Source organism: Microbacterium sp. NPDC076768 (genome assembly GCF_040687205.1).
Lineage (GTDB): Bacteria > Actinomycetota > Actinomycetes > Actinomycetales > Microbacteriaceae > Microbacterium.
The window spans coordinates 475200-492914 of sequence record NZ_JBFBMU010000001.1; the positions used below are offsets into that span (position 1 = coordinate 475200).

Sequence of the window (17715 nt, forward strand, 5' to 3'; positions counted from 1 at the left end):
GTCAGAACCGCGGGCCCGTCTGACACCAGGACGCATCGAAACCGGTAAGGGCGACGAGCTCTTCGCCGGTCTCCATGTCGATCAGATGTGTTTCGACATTCTCTGGCAGCGGAAGCAACATTCCGTCGTAGGGATTGTTCGCCAGGTCTGGCGCCACCGCTACAGCCGCGTACTGGCCGCTGGGCGATGCGCATGCTTGCAGCACAGAATCCGTCGATCCCACCTCGACCAGCGGGGTCGCCGTGCCGTCGTCATCGACGCGGACGACAGCCTGGCCGATCGGCAGGCCAGCCTCGTCGCGAGCGACGACGTGGCGGAGCGTTCCGCCGGGGAACGGTGTGATGGAGGTAGCAGTGCCGTAATCGGGGTCGGAAGCAGCAAGGGGTTCCTCCGTGCCGTCCGCCAGATTGAGTTCGACAACTGTGCCGTCCAACCGCTCCACAATCGCGGTGTAAGTGCCTCGTGAGATGCCCTGAATCGTGGAGGCAAGCCCGAGCGATTGCACATCGGAATCGGTCGAGCGGTCTATCAACGCGAGCGCGCCATCGAAGTCGATAAACAGCACAGCGGCACTGTCTGGCACGAACTGCCACGCGAAGACACTGGCTTCTTCGCCAGCCACTTCGGTGATTTCTGGCTCATCTTCGCCACTCAGCGATTGGGTGACGAGCACGCTCGCTCGGCCCTCGGTGTCACTGAGTTCGCGATCCGAATAGCTGTAGCCGACGAAACCGCCTCGATCGGAGACTTGAATTGCCCCCACGTAGCCCTCGCCGGGGAGAGTCAGCTCGCGCTCGTTCGCCCCGTCGCGGTCCATGACGAACAGGCGTGAGCCGTCATCATCTTCGACAGAGACGACGAGTTGGTTCGACGTTGCCCGAAAGTCGTTGATCTTGTCGTGCTCGAACACGGGCACGGCCTGCTCGCCGCCGAGATCGGTGAGGAAAATCTTGTCGATACCGTCGACCTCTCGCCGTAACAAGAAAATGTTGGATGCTGGCGTCTCAAAACTTGTCGTCAGCGTCGTACTCGGACCGCCACCTGTACCCACCACGTCGGCGACGCTGACCGTGTACGTGGTCGAGTCGTCGAGCGGCACCGTGAACCGCACACCTACACCGCGACCAGACGCGTCCACAGTGAAGGGCACAGCAGGCTCCACCGTGACCTGCTCTGGATCGATGTCGGCGAGTGTCTGGTTGGCCGTGAGGATGACCCTGCTTCCGGAGGATTCAATCGCCTGAGCCGCATCGACCTGCACGTTGCTGATCCGTGGCCCCTGCAGCAGGCTGACAACGCCGAGACCGATGCCGCCCAGCACCAAAACGCCGAGGACCGATGCGAGTGTGATCACGAATTTGCGCGAAGTCTTGGGCTGGCTCGCTGGCACATCAGCATCGCGTCCGAAGGGCGCCGGTGGCTGGAGGTCTGGGTCGGGCTCCGCACTCTCCGCCGGCTCTGCGGGAGCCGCGGGGAGGAAAATAGGTCCAGAGGGCTCGGGGATCGTCGGTGCCGGGGTCGCTGTCGGGGTCGCTGTCGCCTCGACGTCTTCCTGGGCGGCCGCCTCGAAGGCCGCGACTTTGCGCTCTGCCGCCTCTTGCTCCGCCGCTTCACGCTCGGCAGCCGCCGCCTCTGCCGCCTCTCGCGCTGCGCGCATCTGGGCGCGCGTCTGCGGGACGGCTGGCGCCTCCTCGTGCTCGTCCTCAGTACTCATACGGGTCTCCCGGCTCGTCGATCTTCACGACGTCGGTGGGCTCGATGCTGAGTTTGCCTTCTGAATCTGCGCGCACGGTTCCGGTGATCTCCACCCACTGCCCTGTCGCGTAGTCGCCTGAATCTACGTCTATCGGCAACGTCGCCGTCTGCGCATCGATCACACAGTGCGTGATAACGAGGCGAGTGAGGTTCATGTCGTCGCCAGAAGAGTCCGGGGTCACGAACCCTGTCAGGGTCACATCTGCGCCGTCGTAGGCGGTGGTGTTGGTTGACGCGGCGAAGACGCTCGACCAGTCGCCCACACCGAATGTCGAGGTGTCTGCGACCCCGAGGGTCACGGAGTCAGAACCTGCAAAAAGCCCGGACTGCTCGCCTGCGCGAGACATTGCGAGCTCTACAGACAGCGAAGCCGGTGGAAGCATCAGTCCAGCGGCGACGACTCCGGTCGCAATCACGCCGCCGGTGACAGCGCCCACGCCTGCCAAGGTGCGCCGCCTGGAGGAGGCGCCTCGGTCAGACTCTTCTGAACCTCCCGCGTGGCCATTTTCGTGGCCGGTTTCGTGGCCGGTTTCGTGGCCGTGATCATGTCCGTGATCGCCCTCTGCCCCGAGCGGAAGCGTGCACGACCAGATGGCGCCCACCAGAGCAACAACCGCGCCTGCGCACGCGAACCACACCGTGTCTGGGCTGATGTACAGCGTGAGCTGGCCGGTAATGCCGAGGCTCAGAGTGACCACGGCGACGACAGTCGTAAGCCCCACCCCTAGCCAGCGCGTGGCGAGTGCACGCCGCCTGGTGTCCGTCTGCTCAGACAAAAACGTTCACCCCGATTCCAATGGCGAACGCCGAAGCCAACACGATCCCGACGATTCCCACCAGAGTGCGGGTGGTAAACGTGGTCCGCATCATCGCAAGCATCTTGATATCAACGAGCGGCCCGACCAGCAAGAACGCAATCAGAGCCCCGGAAGAGAATGTCGAAGCGAACGACAGTGCAAGGAACGCATCGACATTCGAGCAGATCGCCACCGTCATCGCGAGCACCATCATCGCGACGATCGACAGCACCGGATTCGAGCCGATCGCCAGCAGCATCTCGCGCGGGATCAGCACCTGCACGACCCCGGCAATGGCTGACCCAATCACGAGCGCCGGCATCACGGCCCTGAGCTCCACGATGAACTGCGTCAGACTGCGGCGGACCGGTGTTCCTGGTTCGTGGGTGACCCTGTCGCAGGTGTCGACAAAACGCTGGGTAAGCATCGCGTCTGGCGACGGGTGCAGGCTGTAGATCCAGCCGATGAGGTTCGCGATGAGGTAGCCGCCCACAAGGCGTGCGATCAGGATGCCGCCGTCCCAGCCGAACGCGGCGTGGGTGGTGAGGATCACGATCGGGTTGACGATGGGCGCCGCGATCAAGAACGTCATCGCTTCTGCTGGCGCCAGACCGCGCATCATCAGTCCACGAGCGAAAGGCACGTTTCCGCACTCGCAGACCGGGATCAGCATCCCGAGCAACGACAGCACTGCACGCCGTGCCCACGCGCGCTGCGGAAGCCAGCGATGAATCACATCGGCTGGTAGCCACACCTGCACCACGATCGACAGCAGCACGCCCAGAAGCACGAACGGCAGCGCCTCGATCAGCACACTCAGCGCCAGGGTGAGCCCGTCTTGTGCTCTGGTGGGCAGCGAAGCGGGGAACAGTTTCGGCAAGAAAGCATCAATAAGAAACAGCGCCGCGATGATGGCGACGCCGAGGCCGACGCCCACCCATGCGGAACGTGGGGAGGGAGCCTGCCTGTGCGCGTGACTGTGATGGGGCTTCGTTGCTGTCGAGGAACTCACGCGGTTGCGGTCCTTTCGGCGTCGCGCTCCTTCGCACACGGGGTGCACAGCCCGAAGATGTCGACGACGTGGGCGGCGTCGGTGAATCCGTGAAGCGCGGCAGTGCGATGCGCCCACTGCTCGACGTCTTTTGCTTCGATCTCGACGGTCAAACCGCAGGATCGGCAGATGAGGTGATGGTGATGCCCCTGCGTGGTGCAGGCACGGTAAAGCGCCTCACCCTCTGGGCTCTGCAACGAGTCAGCTTCGCCAGAGGCGGCGAGCCCCGCGAGAGCGCGGTAGACGGTCGCGAGTCCGATGCCGGTGTTCTCATCGCGCAGTGCCGCGTGCAGGGTTTGCGCGCTCACGAATCCGCGGGCGTCGTCGAGTGCTTCGCGCACGCGTTCGCGCTGCCAGGTGTTCCGCTGAGCCATACCCACGATTCTAGGTGCGCTGCCCTTGCCAGGCCCTGAGAGAGTCGGCAGGATCAGGACCTGATGCGACGCACGCCACCGCGAGCGCGCTGCACGATCCAGCAGACGACGTAGATCGTGAACGACAGGGTGGTGATGTACGGGCTCACTGGCAAGGTGCCGGCGAGGGCGAGCAGGATGCCGCCAACCGCGGCGGTGAAGCCGAAGAGTGCCGCCAGCAGCGGAACGGCGATGGGGCCTGCGGCCACCCGCATGGCTGCAGCCGCTGGTGTCACCAACAGCGCCATCACCAGCAATGCGCCGATGATGTGCACGCTGACCGCCACGATCAAACCGAGGAGCACCATAAATGCCAGGCTCACCGCGCGGGTCGGCACACCGCGAGCCGCGGCCGACTCTGGGTCGAGCGAATCGAACCGCAACGGGTTCCACATCACCAGCAACCCGATCAGCACCACCAGGCTGATCCCAACGAGCCAGCCCAGGTCGGGGCTAGACACCGAAACGATCTGACCGGTGAGCAGACTGAAGCGGTTGGCGCTGCGGCCGTCGTACAGCGACAGGAACAGGATGCCGAGCCCGAGACCGAAAGGCATCAGCACGCCAACGATCGAGTTGCGGTCCCTGGCTTTCGCTCCCAAAATCCCGATCAAGATCGCGGCAATGAGCGCTCCGCCAATCGACCCAGCGACAACACTGCCCCCAAACAGGAGGGCAGCGGCGGCGCCAGCGAACGACAGCTCGCTCACTCCGTGCACGGCGAAGGCGAGGTCTCGTTGCATCACGAAGACGCCGATCAGTCCGCCGACGATTCCGAGAACAGCTCCGGCGATGATCGAGTTGGCGAGCAGGGCGACAAGCTCGCCGTAGTCCTGGAACGAGAAAACGTCGCTCCATTCGACCAGGGGCCTCATGACGAGTGCGACGCTCATGCCGCTCCTCCGTGCTCGTGATCGCCGTGGTCGTGGTGCGGCTCAGCATCTGGAACCCCCACGACAACCAGCCGGTCGCCCGCGCGGAGCACGAACACTGGAGTGCCATAGAGGTCGCTGAGCACGCGAGTCTGCAGAACCTCGTCAGGGGTGCCGAGCAGAAAGCGTCCGCCAGCGATGTACAAAATGCGGTCGACTCTGCCGAGGATCGGGTTGATGTCATGGGTGACGAAGAGCACAGCCGCTTCACGCTCGCGGCGTTGACGATCGATGATGTCGGTCACAGCGAGTTGGTTTGCGAGGTCGAGGTTCGACAGCGGCTCATCGCAGAGCAACAGAGCCGGCTCGTCGGCGAGCGCCTGACCGACGCGCAGTCGCTGCTGTTCGCCGCCAGAAAGCAGCCCTACCCGGCGCTCAGCAAAGTGCGATGCTCCGACGGACTCGAGAAGGTTGTCGACCTTTGCCCGGTCTCCGCGGTGTGGAATCGGGAAGCCGAACCGGCTCCCCTGCACCCCGAGAGCGACCAGATCGCGCGCTCGCATGCTGGTATCCGGGGCAAGCGAGCGTTGCTGAGGAATGTAGCCGATGCGAGAGTTGCCGCGGTGCACCGGCTCCCCCGCGACTCGAATCGTGCCGGACGACAGCGACTGGAGGCCGAGGATGCTGCGCAGCAGTGTGGTTTTTCCCGACCCTGACGGCCCGAGCACGGCAATGAATTCCCCCGGCTCTACCGTGAGGTCAAGGCCCGACCAGAGTTCGCGCTCGCCGCGCTGCAGCGCCGCGTTCGCAATCTCCAACACCGGCACCGCGCGCCCCTCATTGGGTCCCTGAACTCGCCCCTCGCCGGGTCCCTGAGCTCGCCCCTCGCCGGGTCCCTGAGCCTGTCGAAGGGCCCCGCTCACGACTGAACGGCGGCGGCGAGGCTCTGGATCGCGTCACTCATCCACTCAGAGTACGACGATCCGTCTTCCAACAGCTCCGTAAAGGCGACGATGGTGATGCCATTGTCTGCTGCCGCGGCCTCGACGCGCTCTGTTTCGGCTCCACCGGTCTGTGCGTTCGTGAGCACTGCCACCACCTCGCCGCTGTCGATCACTTCGAGCGACTGAAGCAGCACGGCGGGGGCGACGTCTGATCCTTCTTCTACGGCTTCGGCGAATCCTTCTGGGGTGACGTCGTTGAGTCCAGCGGCGGCGGCGAGGTACCCGGGAAGCGGCTCGGTCATGAACACATTCGCCCCACCGGAGGTTGCTTCGATGCCTGCCAGATCAGCTTCAAACCCCTCGAGGTCGGCGGTGAGTTCCGCAGCGTTCGCGGCGAACTCCTCTGCACCGTCAGGGTCGATTTCTGAAAGCTCGTCAGAAATCGCCTCCACCACGTGGATCATCGTGTGCGGGTCGAACCACACGTGCTCGTTGAAGCCTTCGATGTGGTTGTGCCCCTCGTGACCCTCTTCGTCTTCGGCGTGATCGTGATCAGCGTGATCTTCGTCTTCGGCGTGGTCGTGGTCGTCTTCTGACTCCGCCTCATCCTCGTGCCCATCGTTGTCTGGGTAGTCATGGGAGTACTCCACGGCTGTAACGGTGTGCACGTCATCTGCGTCCTCCAGCAGCGTGTCGATGAAGGCGTCGTATCCGCCTCCGTTTTCGACAACGAGGTCGGCGTTCTGCAGCGTCAGGCGGTCGCGAGCACTCGCTTCGTAGGAGTGCGGGTCTTGCGAAGCGGACGTGATGATCGATTCGACACTCACGCGATCGCCGCCGACCTGCGCGGCGATGTCGCCGTAGACGTTGGTGCTCGCCACGACGGTGATGGTGCCGTCTTCGCCCTCTCCCGCGGCAGGGGTGGTGGAGCATCCGGCGAGCGCAAGAGCAGCGACGGACACGACAGCGAGGGCAACAGGCTTCTTCATATCCTCACTCTAAACGCTAATGAGAACCATTATCAAGTCGAGCGTGCGGTCGTCCATCTGCACAAAACGGAGGAGGGGATGCCGCTGCGCGGCGTGTCAACAACTGACACGCCGCGCAGCGAGCACCTGCTCTCCGTTTTCACATCTCGTTAGGCAAGCGGCGCGGGGGCGATCCACACCGTGGACTGGGCAGGCAGTGCGGAACCGTCCAGTGGAGAGCTGGCGAGCAGTACCTCGCCCGCGTCCAGCTCCAGGTCAAATGGCTCTGTGCCGAAGTTGGTCACCACTTGCCAGCCACCAGGACGCGTGAAGCGCAAGACGTCGGGGCGTCCGGTGTCGATCCAGTCCATCGTCTCGTCTGTCTGCAACAGTCGACGCAGACGGAGCGCTTCACGATAAAGCGACAGCGTGGAGTGGGGATTCGCCGCCTCGACCTCTGCGGCGTACTGACCGAACCACGCGGGCTGCGGCAAGTGCGATCCCGCGGCACCGAACCCGAAAGAGGGTCCAGATGCGGTCCACGGCAGCGGCACGCGACACCCATCGCGTCCCCATCCGTCGAAGTCGGCACCTCGGAAGAAGCCGGGGTCCTGGCGTTGCTCTGGCGTGATCTCCGCCACCTCGTGAAGCCCCAGCTCCTCCCCCTGATAGAGGTAGGCGCTGCCAGGGAGAGCCATCATCAGGAGGGTCGCGGCGTGTGCCCTGCGGAGCCCGCCGTCTCGGTCCAAACCATCAGCTGGACCACCGGCCTTCACCCACTCCGTGCCCTGTTTGACCATGCGCCCGTTCAGCGCCGGGAGTCCGTACCTGGTGGCATGCCGTGTGACGTCATGGTTAGACAGCACCCAGGTAGTGGAGGATCCCGCCGCCTGCGCCTGCTGCAGATTGTCGGTGATGATGCCCCGAAACTGTTCCGCATCGAAGTCGGCGACCAACAGATCGAAGTTGAATGCCTGCCCGAGTCCATCTGCTGACGCGTACTTCGCACGACGTTCGGCGGTGGCCACCCACGCCTCAGCGACGGCAGTCCGCGGCGGGTCGTACTCGTTGAAAACGGCGCGCCAGTCCGCATAGATTTCGTGCACTTCGTCGCGGTCATACAGCGGATGGGTGCCGGAGGTGAGATCCATCGCTTCGAGTTCTGCCCGCGACGGCAGCGGCTCACTGAGATCTTTCGTGAGCATGTGCGCCACATCGATACGGAAGCCGTCTACACCGCGGTCAGACCAGAAGCGCAGCGTCTTCAAGAAATCAGCGCGCACCTCTGGGTGATCCCAGTTCAGATCAGGCTGCTCCACCGCAAAGCTATGCAGATACCACTGGCCGTCTTCGACTTGCTCCCACGCACTCCCACCGAAAATGGAAACCCAGTCCGTCGGCGGCTCCGAACCATCGAGACCGGCACCTTCGCGGAAGATGTAACGCTCACGCGCGGCAGATCCTCGACCAGCGGCGAGCGCTTCTTGGAACCACTCATGCTGGTCAGACGAGTGGTTGGGAACGATGTCGACGATCACGCTGATGCCGCGCGCATGCAACGCCTTCACCATCGCGTCGAAGTCGTCGAGCGTGCCCAGCCGCGGGTCGACGCCCCGGTAGTCCGCAACGTCGTACCCACCGTCTGCCAGCTCAGACGGATAGAACGGACTGAGCCAGACCGCATCAATACCGAGGTCGGAGAGGTAATCAGCCCGAGAGACGATGCCGGGGATATCGCCGATCCCATCCCCGTTCGCATCAGCAAAACTTCGGGGATAGATCTGGTAAACGGCAGCCTGCCGCCACCAGGAGGCGTCTTTGGGGGTGGCCGTCTCGACGAGAATCGGATCGGTCATGAGGGGTATTACTCCTTTGTTGTTGGGCCCTTCGACAGGCTCAGGGACCACGGGGGTCAGGTGGGCGGGCCCTTCGACAGGCTCAGGGACCACGGGGGGCAGGGACCGCGGGGGTCAGGGACCGCGGGGGTCAGCCCTTGACGGCGCCCTGGGTGACGCCCTCCATCACCCATCGCTGAGTGAAGAGGTAGACGACGATGGCGGGGGCCATTGCCATCAAGTACGAGGCGAAAGCGACGTTGTAGTTGCTGCTGAACTGGCTCTGAAACAGTTGCTGGCGCACAGGCAGCGTCTGCAGCGCAGGATCGGCGATGATCAGCGACGGCATCATGAAGTCGTTCCAGGCGTAAAGGAACGCGAAGATGCCGACAGTCGCGCTCATCGGTGCGAGCAGCGGGAAGATCAGCTTCCAGAAGGTCTGCCACGTGGAAGCACCGTCGATGCGAGCACTTTCTTCCAGCTCAATGGGGATAGATCGCAGGAAGGCCGTGAACAACAGCACACTGAAGCTCAGCTGGAACATCGTCGCCAGAATGATCACCCCCATCGGGTTGTCGAGACCGACGCGTCCGGTGAGCTGGATCTGCGGCAAAGCGACAACCGGGAACGGAATGAACATCGCTGCCAGCAGGTAGAAGAACGAATAGCGGAACAGCCGGTGATCCCAGTTGCGCACGATCGCATAGGAGGCGAAGGCCGCGAGCACGATCGTCGCGATCACCGTCCCTGCAGTAACCAGTAGCGAGATGCCGGCGCCGACCGGAAACTTCGTCAGCGTCCACGCCTCGACGAACCCGTCGATACTGAACGGCGCAGGCAACGAGAAGGCGTTGCCGTCGACGGCCTGACCTGTCGTTTTGAACGCCATCGAAATGGTCACATAGAGCGGTAAAAGCACGGTCACCGCGCACAGGATCAAGATGATCGTGCCCGACCAGTTGACGCGCTCCATGCGGACGCGCGGCTTGCGGCCAGAGGCCGTTTGGGTGGTGATTGTCTGCGTTGACATCAGAGTGCGTTCCTTCCGCGCGTCAGCGACAGCTGGAGGAGGGAGATGAGGACGGCGACGATGAAGAAGATGGTCGCGTTGGCCATCTGGTAGGCGTAGTCGCCGCCATTGAAGCCCGCGATGATCGTCATCGCGACGCTGCGGGTAGAGGTTCCTGGACCACCGTTGGTGAGACCAACGATGATGTCGTACGCGTTCAGGAAACCCTTGAATCCAAGAATCACGTTGATGACGACGTATCCAGCGACGAGCGGAAGTGTAATTCGCGTCAGTTGCTGGGCTTTGCTGGCGCCATCGATACTCGCCGCCTCGTATACCTCGCCCGGCACCGAGAGGAGCCCGGCGATGTAGATGAGCAAAGTGCCGGGAATGGCCTGCCATGCGGTGACGATGACGATCGCCACCCACGCCAGGTCAGGGTTCGCGAGCAGGCTCGTCTCTAGCCAGGGGATTCCCGCCGCCGCGCCGGCCGCAGGAATCGAGTTTGAGAACAGGAAGTTGAAGACGTAGGCGATGATGATGCCCGAGATGACCATCGGGATCACGAAAATTGCGCGCAGACTCGTCTTGAACCGAATACGGGAGGTCAGCCCCACCGCGAGCATGAATGCGATGACGTTGACGACAACCACGGTGGCAATCGAGAAACCGAACGTGAAGAGGTAGCTCTGCAGGATGGCGGGGTCGCTGAACAGAGCAATGTAGTTTGTCAGTCCGTTGAAGCTCCATTCCCCGATCCCAATCGAGTCCGTGAAGCTAAAGAAGATGCCGATCACCCCTGGCACCGTGATCGCAAGAGTGAAGATCACGAGCGTCGGCAACAGGAACAGATAGTAGATCGGCTCTACCCGACGGGTGTGACGTCGGAGCTTTCGCTCTCCGCCTGTGACCAAAACAGTCGTACTTGTGGATGCGGTTCTGTTTGTGGATGCGGTTGTGTTGCTCATGGCGCGGACTCCTCTGTCTCGCCGTTCGCGGAGTCTTGCGTTGTGGGAATGGGAGCGCGGAAGGCGACCCTGGCCCAGTCCGCATCCATCGTGCGCAGCGTGGATGCGGGCGAAGCACCGAGCACCATTGCCTGCGCGTAGTTGAAGACCGGAATCGTTTTGGGAACCAGCACGGAAGGCCCCTGATAGATCTGACCGTTGTCGTAGTACTCGACCATTCCTTCGATGCGGGGGTCATCGGAAGGCGCCGCATCGTTCGTCGGGGTGAACCCCAGCTGCGATGCGTTGTACGCCTCGATGTTCTCTGGCAGGTAGAGGTACTCCAGAAAGTCCCGTGCCGCTTCTTGATGTGTCGAGCCTTCAGGGATCATGGCGGCGAGGTCCATGTTGACCCGCACACCCAGATCTTCCGGATTGTCGGTCATCGGCAGCGGGAAGGTTCCGAGCTCGAGGTCCGGGTTAGTTTTGGCAATCTCACTGAAGGCCCACGGCCCCTGTAGGTACATCGCTGCCGCCCCCTTCGCGAACGCGAGGTTGCCGTCGGAGTAGCTGCGGCTGGCAGCGTCAGAATTCGTGTACTCCCCGGTGAGTTGGAGCATGCGATCCATGGGATCGGCGAAGTCTTTCTCGAACGAGACCTCGGAGTCGGGGCCGACGTCGGCTCCCTCAGTGGCAAGCGCGTCGAAGAACTCGATCACGTCGAGGGACCCGCCAGCTGTGTAGTCGAACCAGCCTTGACCCACGGTCCAGTCGTCTTTGAATGTGGCGTAGAACGGGTCGATTCCGGCCGCCTTTAGCTGCTCGCACACCTCAAGAAGCTCATCCCAGGTCTGCGGGACTTCCAGCCCCTGCTCGTCGAAAATCTCTTTGTTATAGATCACTGAAGCGGCCATCACCGAGTAGGGCAGAGCGCTCTGGCGACCTTCGCACGACCCGTACTGATCCATCAGGGGTTGCAGATCGTCACGCACCTCGGACGCAGCGTCGGTGTCAGAAAGATCAGTGAGAGCGCACCGCTGCACGAATCGGGCGATCTCATAGTTGTAGTTCGCGAGCATGATGTCTGGCGGATTGCCGCGCACGAAGCTGGCGGAGACGACATCAACACCCGACGTGTCAATTTCGACCTTCACGTCGGACTGCGACGAGTTGTATTCGGCGACGAGCTCGGTCATGAACTCGATCGCCTCGCGCTTACTAAACGTGAAGCGGATGGTCTCCGCACTGGAGCTCGGCGCACACGCCGCGAGCGCGGTGCCGACTAACACGACCCCCACACCAGCGGCTATTGCGCGCGCCACATATTTCTTCTTAGACACCATTGTCCCTCCGGTTGCTTAAATCCACACACTAAATCTAGTGAGCGAATTTATTCTGCTGAGCGATACTGTCTCATTAGAAGAGAGGGAGGTCAAGCATCGTGACAGATGTCTCTGCAGACCTGGGCACCGGCCGCGCGAGCGTCGGTGCCGTTCTCGACTTCGCCTGGACCGCGGGCAAGTTCACCGCCACAGAAGCAATGGCAAACACCTCCCTGACCCGCTCGACCACCATCGACGCCATCGACACCCTCCTGGGGGCCGAGATGCTGCGTGAGCTCCCGAACGCGCGCGCCGCAGGCAGCTATCGTTCCGGACGCCCCTCCCGCCGATTCGCGCTCGCCAAAGACCTCGGTGTCGTCGTCGGAGTTGACGCCGGCGATACCCACCTCGCCGTCACGGTTGCCGACCCTCTGGACCGCACGCTCGTGCACCACAGGGTCGATCTCGATCCGTTGCAGTCTGCGGACGCTCGACGCGCCCTGATTCTCACCCGCCTCGATGAAGCACTCGCTGAAGCAGAGGTGGAACGAGAAGACGTGCTCGCCATCTGCGTCGGCGTCGCAGCCCCTGTGGATCGCGACGGTGTCTCCCCTCCCCATCCGGATGGTTTCTGGGAGCGCACGAACCCTGGCCTCGCGGAAGCCCTGCGCGACTGGGCACCTGTCGTCGAGATTAAAAACGACGCGCAGTTGGCGGCTGTGGCAGAGGGCGCAGAGGGCGCGGCGATCGGATGCAGCGACTACGTCGCCCTGCTCTCCAGCGAACGTTTCGGAGGCGGCGTGGTCGTTGATGACCACGTCTTGCATGGCGCGCACGGCGGCGTCGGCGAGGGCGTCGTGTTCGACCACATCGTGGGAGTCGGATCCGCCATCGGGCTTCGATACGCCGTGCAAGACCATGTGCGGGCTGCCGTCGACGCCGACGAGATTGCGGCAGACAGTGCGGTGGGCAGACTCGCAGCCGACGACCGCGTCGACTCGCGAATCATCTTGACGCTGGCAGCGTCCGGCGACCCGGACGCACTACTGGTTACCTCGCGGGTTGGTGCGACGGTCGCCCGAATCGTTGGCGTACTGGGCAGTATGTATGATCCAGCGCGCGTGATCGTATGCGGGGCGATTGCCGAGAGCATCGAGCCCGTGCTCACGGCCGCGCGGCGCATCCTCCCCGGGGAACTACACCTGCCTGCACCCGAGATCCTCGCCTCAACCCTCGGCGCTGAGGTGGTCTCCCGTGGGGCTGTTGCCACAGCACGGCGCGCAGCGAGGGACTACGCCGTGCCGCTGCTGGCCGAACAGCGTTTGCGCGCCAGCGCGTAGTTATTCGTTCTCGTTGCTCCGTGCGTCGAAGGCGTTCGACAGGGCGGCCACTTGGGCCTGCCAGAAGGTGCGAGAGATGTTCTTGTTTGCCATGACGATGTCGAAGCCGTGGAACGCGCCATCCACCACCATCAGCTCACACGACACCCCTGCGGCTCGGAGACGCTCGGCGTAGCGGACATCCTCATCATGGAAGAGGTCGTTTGTTCCGACGCCGATCCATGCAGGGGGCAAGTCGGCCAGATTCGACCGCCGCGCTGGCGCGGCGTAATCCGACACGGAGCTGCCCCCAGCTGCTTTCCCGAGGTAAGCGCTCCAGGCGTAGCGATTGCTGCGCTTGGTCCACAAGCGCACGCCCTTCACATGATGATCGGTGCGGTTCACGGTGCGGTCATCGAGCATCGGATAGACCAGCAGCTGAAAAATCGGCACCGGGCCATCACTGTCGTGCGCCAAGAGGGTGGTGCCTGCAGCCAACCCGCCGCCTGCGCTTGCTCCGCCAATCGCGATCCGGGCCGGATCGATGCCCAGCTCGGCCGCATGCGCAGACAGCCAGCGGAACGCTGCGTAGACGTCTTCGATAGCCGCCAGTGCCGGATTATCGGGCGCAAGCCGATACTTGACCGAAAACACCGTGATCCCCAGCTCCCGCGCAAAGCTGATATTGCCTGGCTGATCGCTGAGGTGATTGCCGATGATCATGCCGCCGCCGTGAATCCACAGCAGTGCGGGAGTTACCGCGGCCGCACCCCGCGGGCGGTACGAACGTAGCTCAACTTCTGGCGCACCCTCCGGACCAGGAACCCGCAGGTCTTCGACGATGATGTCGTCTGGCGCTTGTGCGACTCTCGGTGTGCCTCGGCGAGCAAGGGCGGCAAGCCTCGGGCCGAACGATATCGACGGGATAAAGCGGGCCGCGGCAAGATCTGGGTGGAAGTACGCCATGTCCGATCTTCTCACCCGCCAACAGCGCGCCGTCTCACGTCAGTCGACGAGGAGGGCTGGCTCCTCGAGCACGGAGGCGACGTCGGCGATGAAGCGGCTCATGCCGTCACCGTCGATCACGCGGTGGTCGAAGGATCCGGAGACCGTGGTCACCCAACGAGGACGCACTTCACCGTCAACAACCCACGGCTTCTGGCTGATGGTGCCCATGGCCACGATGCCCGCCTCGCCCGGATTGATGATCGGGGTCCCGGCATCCATCCCGAACACACCAATGTTCGTGATGGTGATGGTGCCGCCCTGCTGGTCGGCTGGCGGTGTCTTGCCTTCGCGTGCCGTCAGCGTCAGCCGGTTCAAAGAGCGCGCGAGGTCTTTCATGCTCAGGTCTTGGGCGTCTTTGATGTTCGGCACCAAGAGTCCACGAGGAGTGGCCGCGGCGATGCCAAGGTTCACGTAGTGACGCACCGCGATCTCTGCCCCCGCATCGGTGTCGATCCAGGCGGCGTTGACCATCGGCGTGCGACGCACTGCCCAGATCACGGCGCGAGCGACGATAAGCAACGGAGACACCTTGATGTCGGCGTAGTCAGGAGAAGCTTTGAGGCGCTTCACGAGGTCCATCGTGCGGGTGGCGTCGATCTCTTTCCACACGGTCACATGCGGGGCCGAGTAAGCACTCTGCACCATGGCAGACGACGTGGCCTTGCGCACGCCCTTGACCGGAATCGACTCCGTGCGGTCATCATTCGCTGACGACGGCTGCGTGGAGGTGAGTCCGCGAGCGAGCCCAGACGGTGCAGAGTGTGGTGCAGGGACCGTCTCATCGCGGACCGTTCCCCACTCCGGAGTCTCGATGTTGCGGAAGACGCTGGCCTGCGAGGCGTTACTCATCACGTCGTCTCTCGTGACTTCGCCATCGACACCAGACGGGGTGATCGTGGTGAGGTCGACGCCGAGATCACGCGCCAGCTTGCGGATCGGTGGCTTAGCGATCACGCCTACAGAGGAGCGCACCTGGCGCTCGGGCACACGCTTGCGGCGCGAAGTGGCGCCGCCGCCGGTGCCGTAGCCGACCAGCACCGAACCGCCGCCCTCTTCGGCAGCAGGGGCGGCCGGTGCAGGAGCAGTGGTACCCGCCACCGGCTCGGTCAGAAAAGTGATGATGGGAGCGCCCACCTCGACGGTCGCACCCTCTGCGGCGAGGAGCTCGCCCACTACACCCGCATAAGGCGAAGGCAGCTCGACGAGAGACTTAGCCGTCTCGATCTCGCAGACCACATCGTTGATGGCGACGCTGTCGCCTGGCGCAACCTTCCAGGCCACAATCTCAGCCTCGGTAAGACCTTCCCCCACATCGGGGAGCGTGAAGTTCTGCGTACTCATGACGAGTCCTTTCGGCCGAGCGGAGGTGTCAGTATGCCAGCGAGCGGTCAACGGCTTCCAGGATGCGGTCGGCATCCGGGAGGTACGCGCCCTCAAGCTTTGCTGGCGGGAATGGGGTGTCGTAGCCAGAGACTCGCAGCACGGGTGCTTCGAGAGCGTAGAACGCGCGCTCCATCACCGTTGCGGCGATCTCGCCGCCGATGCTCGCAAACCCCTGCGCCTCTTGCGCGTAAACCATGCGACCGGTTTTGCGAACCGAATCGAGGATGGGCGCGTAGTCCACCGGAGAAAGCGAGCGCACATCGACAACCTCGCAGCTCGTTCCCTCTGCCTCGGCGAGCGCTGCCGCCTGCAGCAGAGTGGTGACCATGGCACCGTGACCCACAAGGGTGACGTCGCTGCCTGTGCGCACAACGCGCGAGGAGTGCAGCGGCACGGCAGACGCATCGAGCTCGACCTCGCCCTTTTGCCAGTAGCGACTCTTCGGCTCCATGAAGATCACTGGATCGTTGGAGGCGATCGCTTCTTGGATCATCCAGTACGCGTCGTTAGGTGTCGATGGTGAGACCACTCGCAGGCCGGGCGTGTGGGCGAAGTACGCCTCGGGGCTCTCCTGGTGATGCTCGACAGCACCGATGTGGCCGCCGTAAGGAATGCGGATCACGATGGGCATGCTGATCGCGCCCTCGTGCCGGTTGGTGAGCTTCGCAAGCTGGGTAGTGATCTGGTCGAACGCCGGGAACACGAAGCCGTCGAACTGGATCTCGATGACGGGGCGGAAACCCACCATGGCCATACCGATCGCAGTGCCGACGATGCCGGATTCGGCGAGCGGCGTGTCCAGCACCCTGCGGTCGCCGAAGTCGCGCTGTAGGTGCTCCGTTACGCGGAAGACACCGCCAAGCTTGCCGATGTCTTCGCCCATGAGCAAGACCTTCGGGTCGTTCTCCATCGCTTTGCGCATGCCTGCGTTCAGCGCTTTGCTGAGCGGCATCGTCTCCAGGGTCACTGTGCGCCTCCTTCGAACGACGCTTCGTACCGTTGGCGCCATGCCTTCTGCTCGTCGATCAGCGGGTGCGGTTCGCTGTACACGTGATCGAAGATCTTTTCTGCGTTCGGCAAGCCGAGCTCCACACTCCTGGCGCGAAGATCTTCGGCGGCGTCTGCCGCCTCAGCCTCGACGTCAGCGAACAGTTCTGCCGATGCACCCCGCCCTTCCAAGAACGCACGCATCCGCACGATCGGATCGCGATCGGCCCAGTACTGCTCTTCGTCGCTGCCGCGGTATTTGGTCGGGTCATCGCTGGTGGTGTGTGCTCCGAGCCGGTAAGTCACGGCTTCGATCGCCTGCGGGCCATTGCCACTGCGAGCCTCATCCAGCGCCACACGAGAAACCGCATAGCTGGCGAGCACGTCGTTACCGTCGACGCGCACGCTCGGGATGCCGTAGCCGGCGCTGCGCTCAACCAATGGCACGCGCGACTGCGTAGCCACCGGAACCGAAATAGCCCAGTGATTGTTCTGCAGGAAGAACACGGTGGGCGCCTGGTAGCTCGCCGCAAAAACCATCGCTTCGTGTACGTCGCCCTGGCTCGAAGCACCATCGCCGTAGTAGGCGATCACGGCCTCATCGTGAGCAAGGTCGCCGGTGCCACTTCGCCCGTCGAAGGCGAGACCCATCCCGTAGCCCGCTGCGTGCAGCACTTGGGAGCCGAGCACGAGGGTGTAGAGCCGGGTGTTGCCGTTCTTCGGATCTGTGGGGTCCCATCCACCGTGGGAAACACCGCGCATCAGCTTGATGATGTCGACAGGATCGACGCCGCGGATACGGGTAACCGCATGCTCGCGGTACGAAGGAAAGATCGTGTCCTGTGGACGGGCAGCACGGCCGGAGCCCACCTGCGCCGCCTCTTGCCCTCGGCTCGGCGGCCACAGCGCGAGCTGGCCCTGGCGCTGCAGGTTTGTCGCCTGAGTATCGATCGCGCGGATGGCGACCATGTCGCGGTAGAACTGCTCAAGCTCGGCGTCACTGATGGCTTCGATCAGTGGAAGGTACTGTTCGGCGGCATCCGACGGTTCGAACCGACCAAACTCGTCCAGAACGCGCACAAGGGGTGTCTCGGGGGTGGTCACG

The 17715-nt window shown here is 63.4% G+C and carries 16 protein-coding genes; 1 reads left to right on the forward strand and 15 read right to left on the reverse strand.

What is annotated here, in order from left to right:
• Position 1 precedes the first annotated feature (1 nt).
• The 11 genes from AB0O87_RS02440 to AB0O87_RS02490 all read right to left on the reverse strand — a co-directional run bounded on the left by AB0O87_RS02440 (position 2) and on the right by AB0O87_RS02490 (position 11934).
• On the reverse strand, positions 2-1714 hold the full coding sequence (locus tag AB0O87_RS02440; protein ID WP_363511394.1) for an Ig-like domain-containing protein: 1713 nt from the start codon (positions 1712-1714) through the stop codon (positions 2-4).
• Positions 1704-2531 (reverse strand): TIGR03943 family protein, encoded by an 828-nt coding sequence (locus tag AB0O87_RS02445; protein ID WP_363511396.1) that lies wholly within the window; start codon positions 2529-2531, stop codon positions 1704-1706. Before AB0O87_RS02445 ends, AB0O87_RS02440 begins: the two co-directional genes overlap by 11 nt.
• Entirely contained in the window at positions 2524-3564 is a 1041-nt protein-coding gene (locus AB0O87_RS02450) for a permease (RefSeq protein ID WP_363511398.1), read from the reverse strand. Before AB0O87_RS02450 ends, AB0O87_RS02445 begins: the two co-directional genes overlap by 8 nt.
• Complete coding sequence (locus tag AB0O87_RS02455; protein ID WP_363511399.1) at positions 3561-3977, reverse strand: transcriptional repressor; 417 nt, start codon at positions 3975-3977, stop codon at positions 3561-3563. Before AB0O87_RS02455 ends, AB0O87_RS02450 begins: the two co-directional genes overlap by 4 nt.
• A 53-nt stretch (positions 3978-4030) precedes the next feature.
• Complete coding sequence (locus AB0O87_RS02460; RefSeq protein WP_363512881.1) at positions 4031-4891, reverse strand: metal ABC transporter permease; 861 nt, start codon at positions 4889-4891, stop codon at positions 4031-4033.
• 14 nt (positions 4892-4905) lie between these two features.
• Positions 4906-5715 (reverse strand): metal ABC transporter ATP-binding protein, encoded by an 810-nt coding sequence (locus AB0O87_RS02465; protein WP_363511401.1) that lies wholly within the window; start codon positions 5713-5715, stop codon positions 4906-4908.
• Between the two features lie 92 nt (positions 5716-5807).
• Positions 5808-6821: a zinc ABC transporter substrate-binding protein gene (locus tag AB0O87_RS02470; RefSeq protein WP_363511403.1), complete on the reverse strand. Its 1014-nt coding sequence runs from the start codon at positions 6819-6821 to the stop codon at positions 5808-5810.
• A gap of 149 nt (positions 6822-6970) precedes the next feature.
• Positions 6971-8656 carry a glycoside hydrolase family 13 protein gene (locus tag AB0O87_RS02475; RefSeq protein WP_363511405.1) on the reverse strand — a complete coding sequence of 562 codons (1686 nt, stop codon included), beginning with the start codon at positions 8654-8656 and terminating at the stop codon, positions 6971-6973.
• A gap of 130 nt (positions 8657-8786) precedes the next feature.
• Positions 8787-9665: a carbohydrate ABC transporter permease gene (locus AB0O87_RS02480; RefSeq protein ID WP_363511406.1), complete on the reverse strand. Its 879-nt coding sequence runs from the start codon at positions 9663-9665 to the stop codon at positions 8787-8789.
• On the reverse strand, positions 9665-10612 hold the full coding sequence (locus AB0O87_RS02485) for a sugar ABC transporter permease (protein WP_363511408.1): 948 nt from the start codon (positions 10610-10612) through the stop codon (positions 9665-9667). The genes AB0O87_RS02480 and AB0O87_RS02485 overlap by 1 nt, the downstream gene beginning before the upstream one ends.
• Positions 10609-11934 (reverse strand): ABC transporter substrate-binding protein, encoded by a 1326-nt coding sequence (locus AB0O87_RS02490; protein ID WP_363511410.1) that lies wholly within the window; start codon positions 11932-11934, stop codon positions 10609-10611. Before AB0O87_RS02490 ends, AB0O87_RS02485 begins: the two co-directional genes overlap by 4 nt.
• Positions 11935-12032: 98 nt before the next feature.
• Between AB0O87_RS02490 and AB0O87_RS02495 the strand changes: the two genes are divergently transcribed.
• Positions 12033-13253 (forward strand): ROK family protein, encoded by a 1221-nt coding sequence (locus AB0O87_RS02495; protein WP_363511412.1) that lies wholly within the window; start codon positions 12033-12035, stop codon positions 13251-13253.
• On the opposite strand, the gene AB0O87_RS02500 is transcribed toward AB0O87_RS02495, so the two are convergent.
• Genes AB0O87_RS02500 through AB0O87_RS02515 form a run of 4 tightly spaced genes read right to left on the reverse strand, consistent with a single transcriptional unit; the run spans position 13254 to position 17714 of the window.
• Positions 13254-14198: an alpha/beta hydrolase gene (locus AB0O87_RS02500; RefSeq protein ID WP_363511414.1), complete on the reverse strand. Its 945-nt coding sequence runs from the start codon at positions 14196-14198 to the stop codon at positions 13254-13256.
• Between the two features lie 39 nt (positions 14199-14237).
• Positions 14238-15581 (reverse strand): dihydrolipoamide acetyltransferase family protein, encoded by a 1344-nt coding sequence (locus AB0O87_RS02505; protein WP_363511416.1) that lies wholly within the window; start codon positions 15579-15581, stop codon positions 14238-14240.
• A gap of 28 nt (positions 15582-15609) precedes the next feature.
• On the reverse strand, positions 15610-16575 hold the full coding sequence (locus AB0O87_RS02510) for an alpha-ketoacid dehydrogenase subunit beta (protein ID WP_363512884.1): 966 nt from the start codon (positions 16573-16575) through the stop codon (positions 15610-15612).
• An 11-nt stretch (positions 16576-16586) separates the two neighbouring features.
• Positions 16587-17714 carry a thiamine pyrophosphate-dependent dehydrogenase E1 component subunit alpha gene (locus AB0O87_RS02515; RefSeq protein ID WP_363511418.1) on the reverse strand — a complete coding sequence of 376 codons (1128 nt, stop codon included), beginning with the start codon at positions 17712-17714 and terminating at the stop codon, positions 16587-16589.
• Position 17715: the final 1 nt, after the last annotated feature.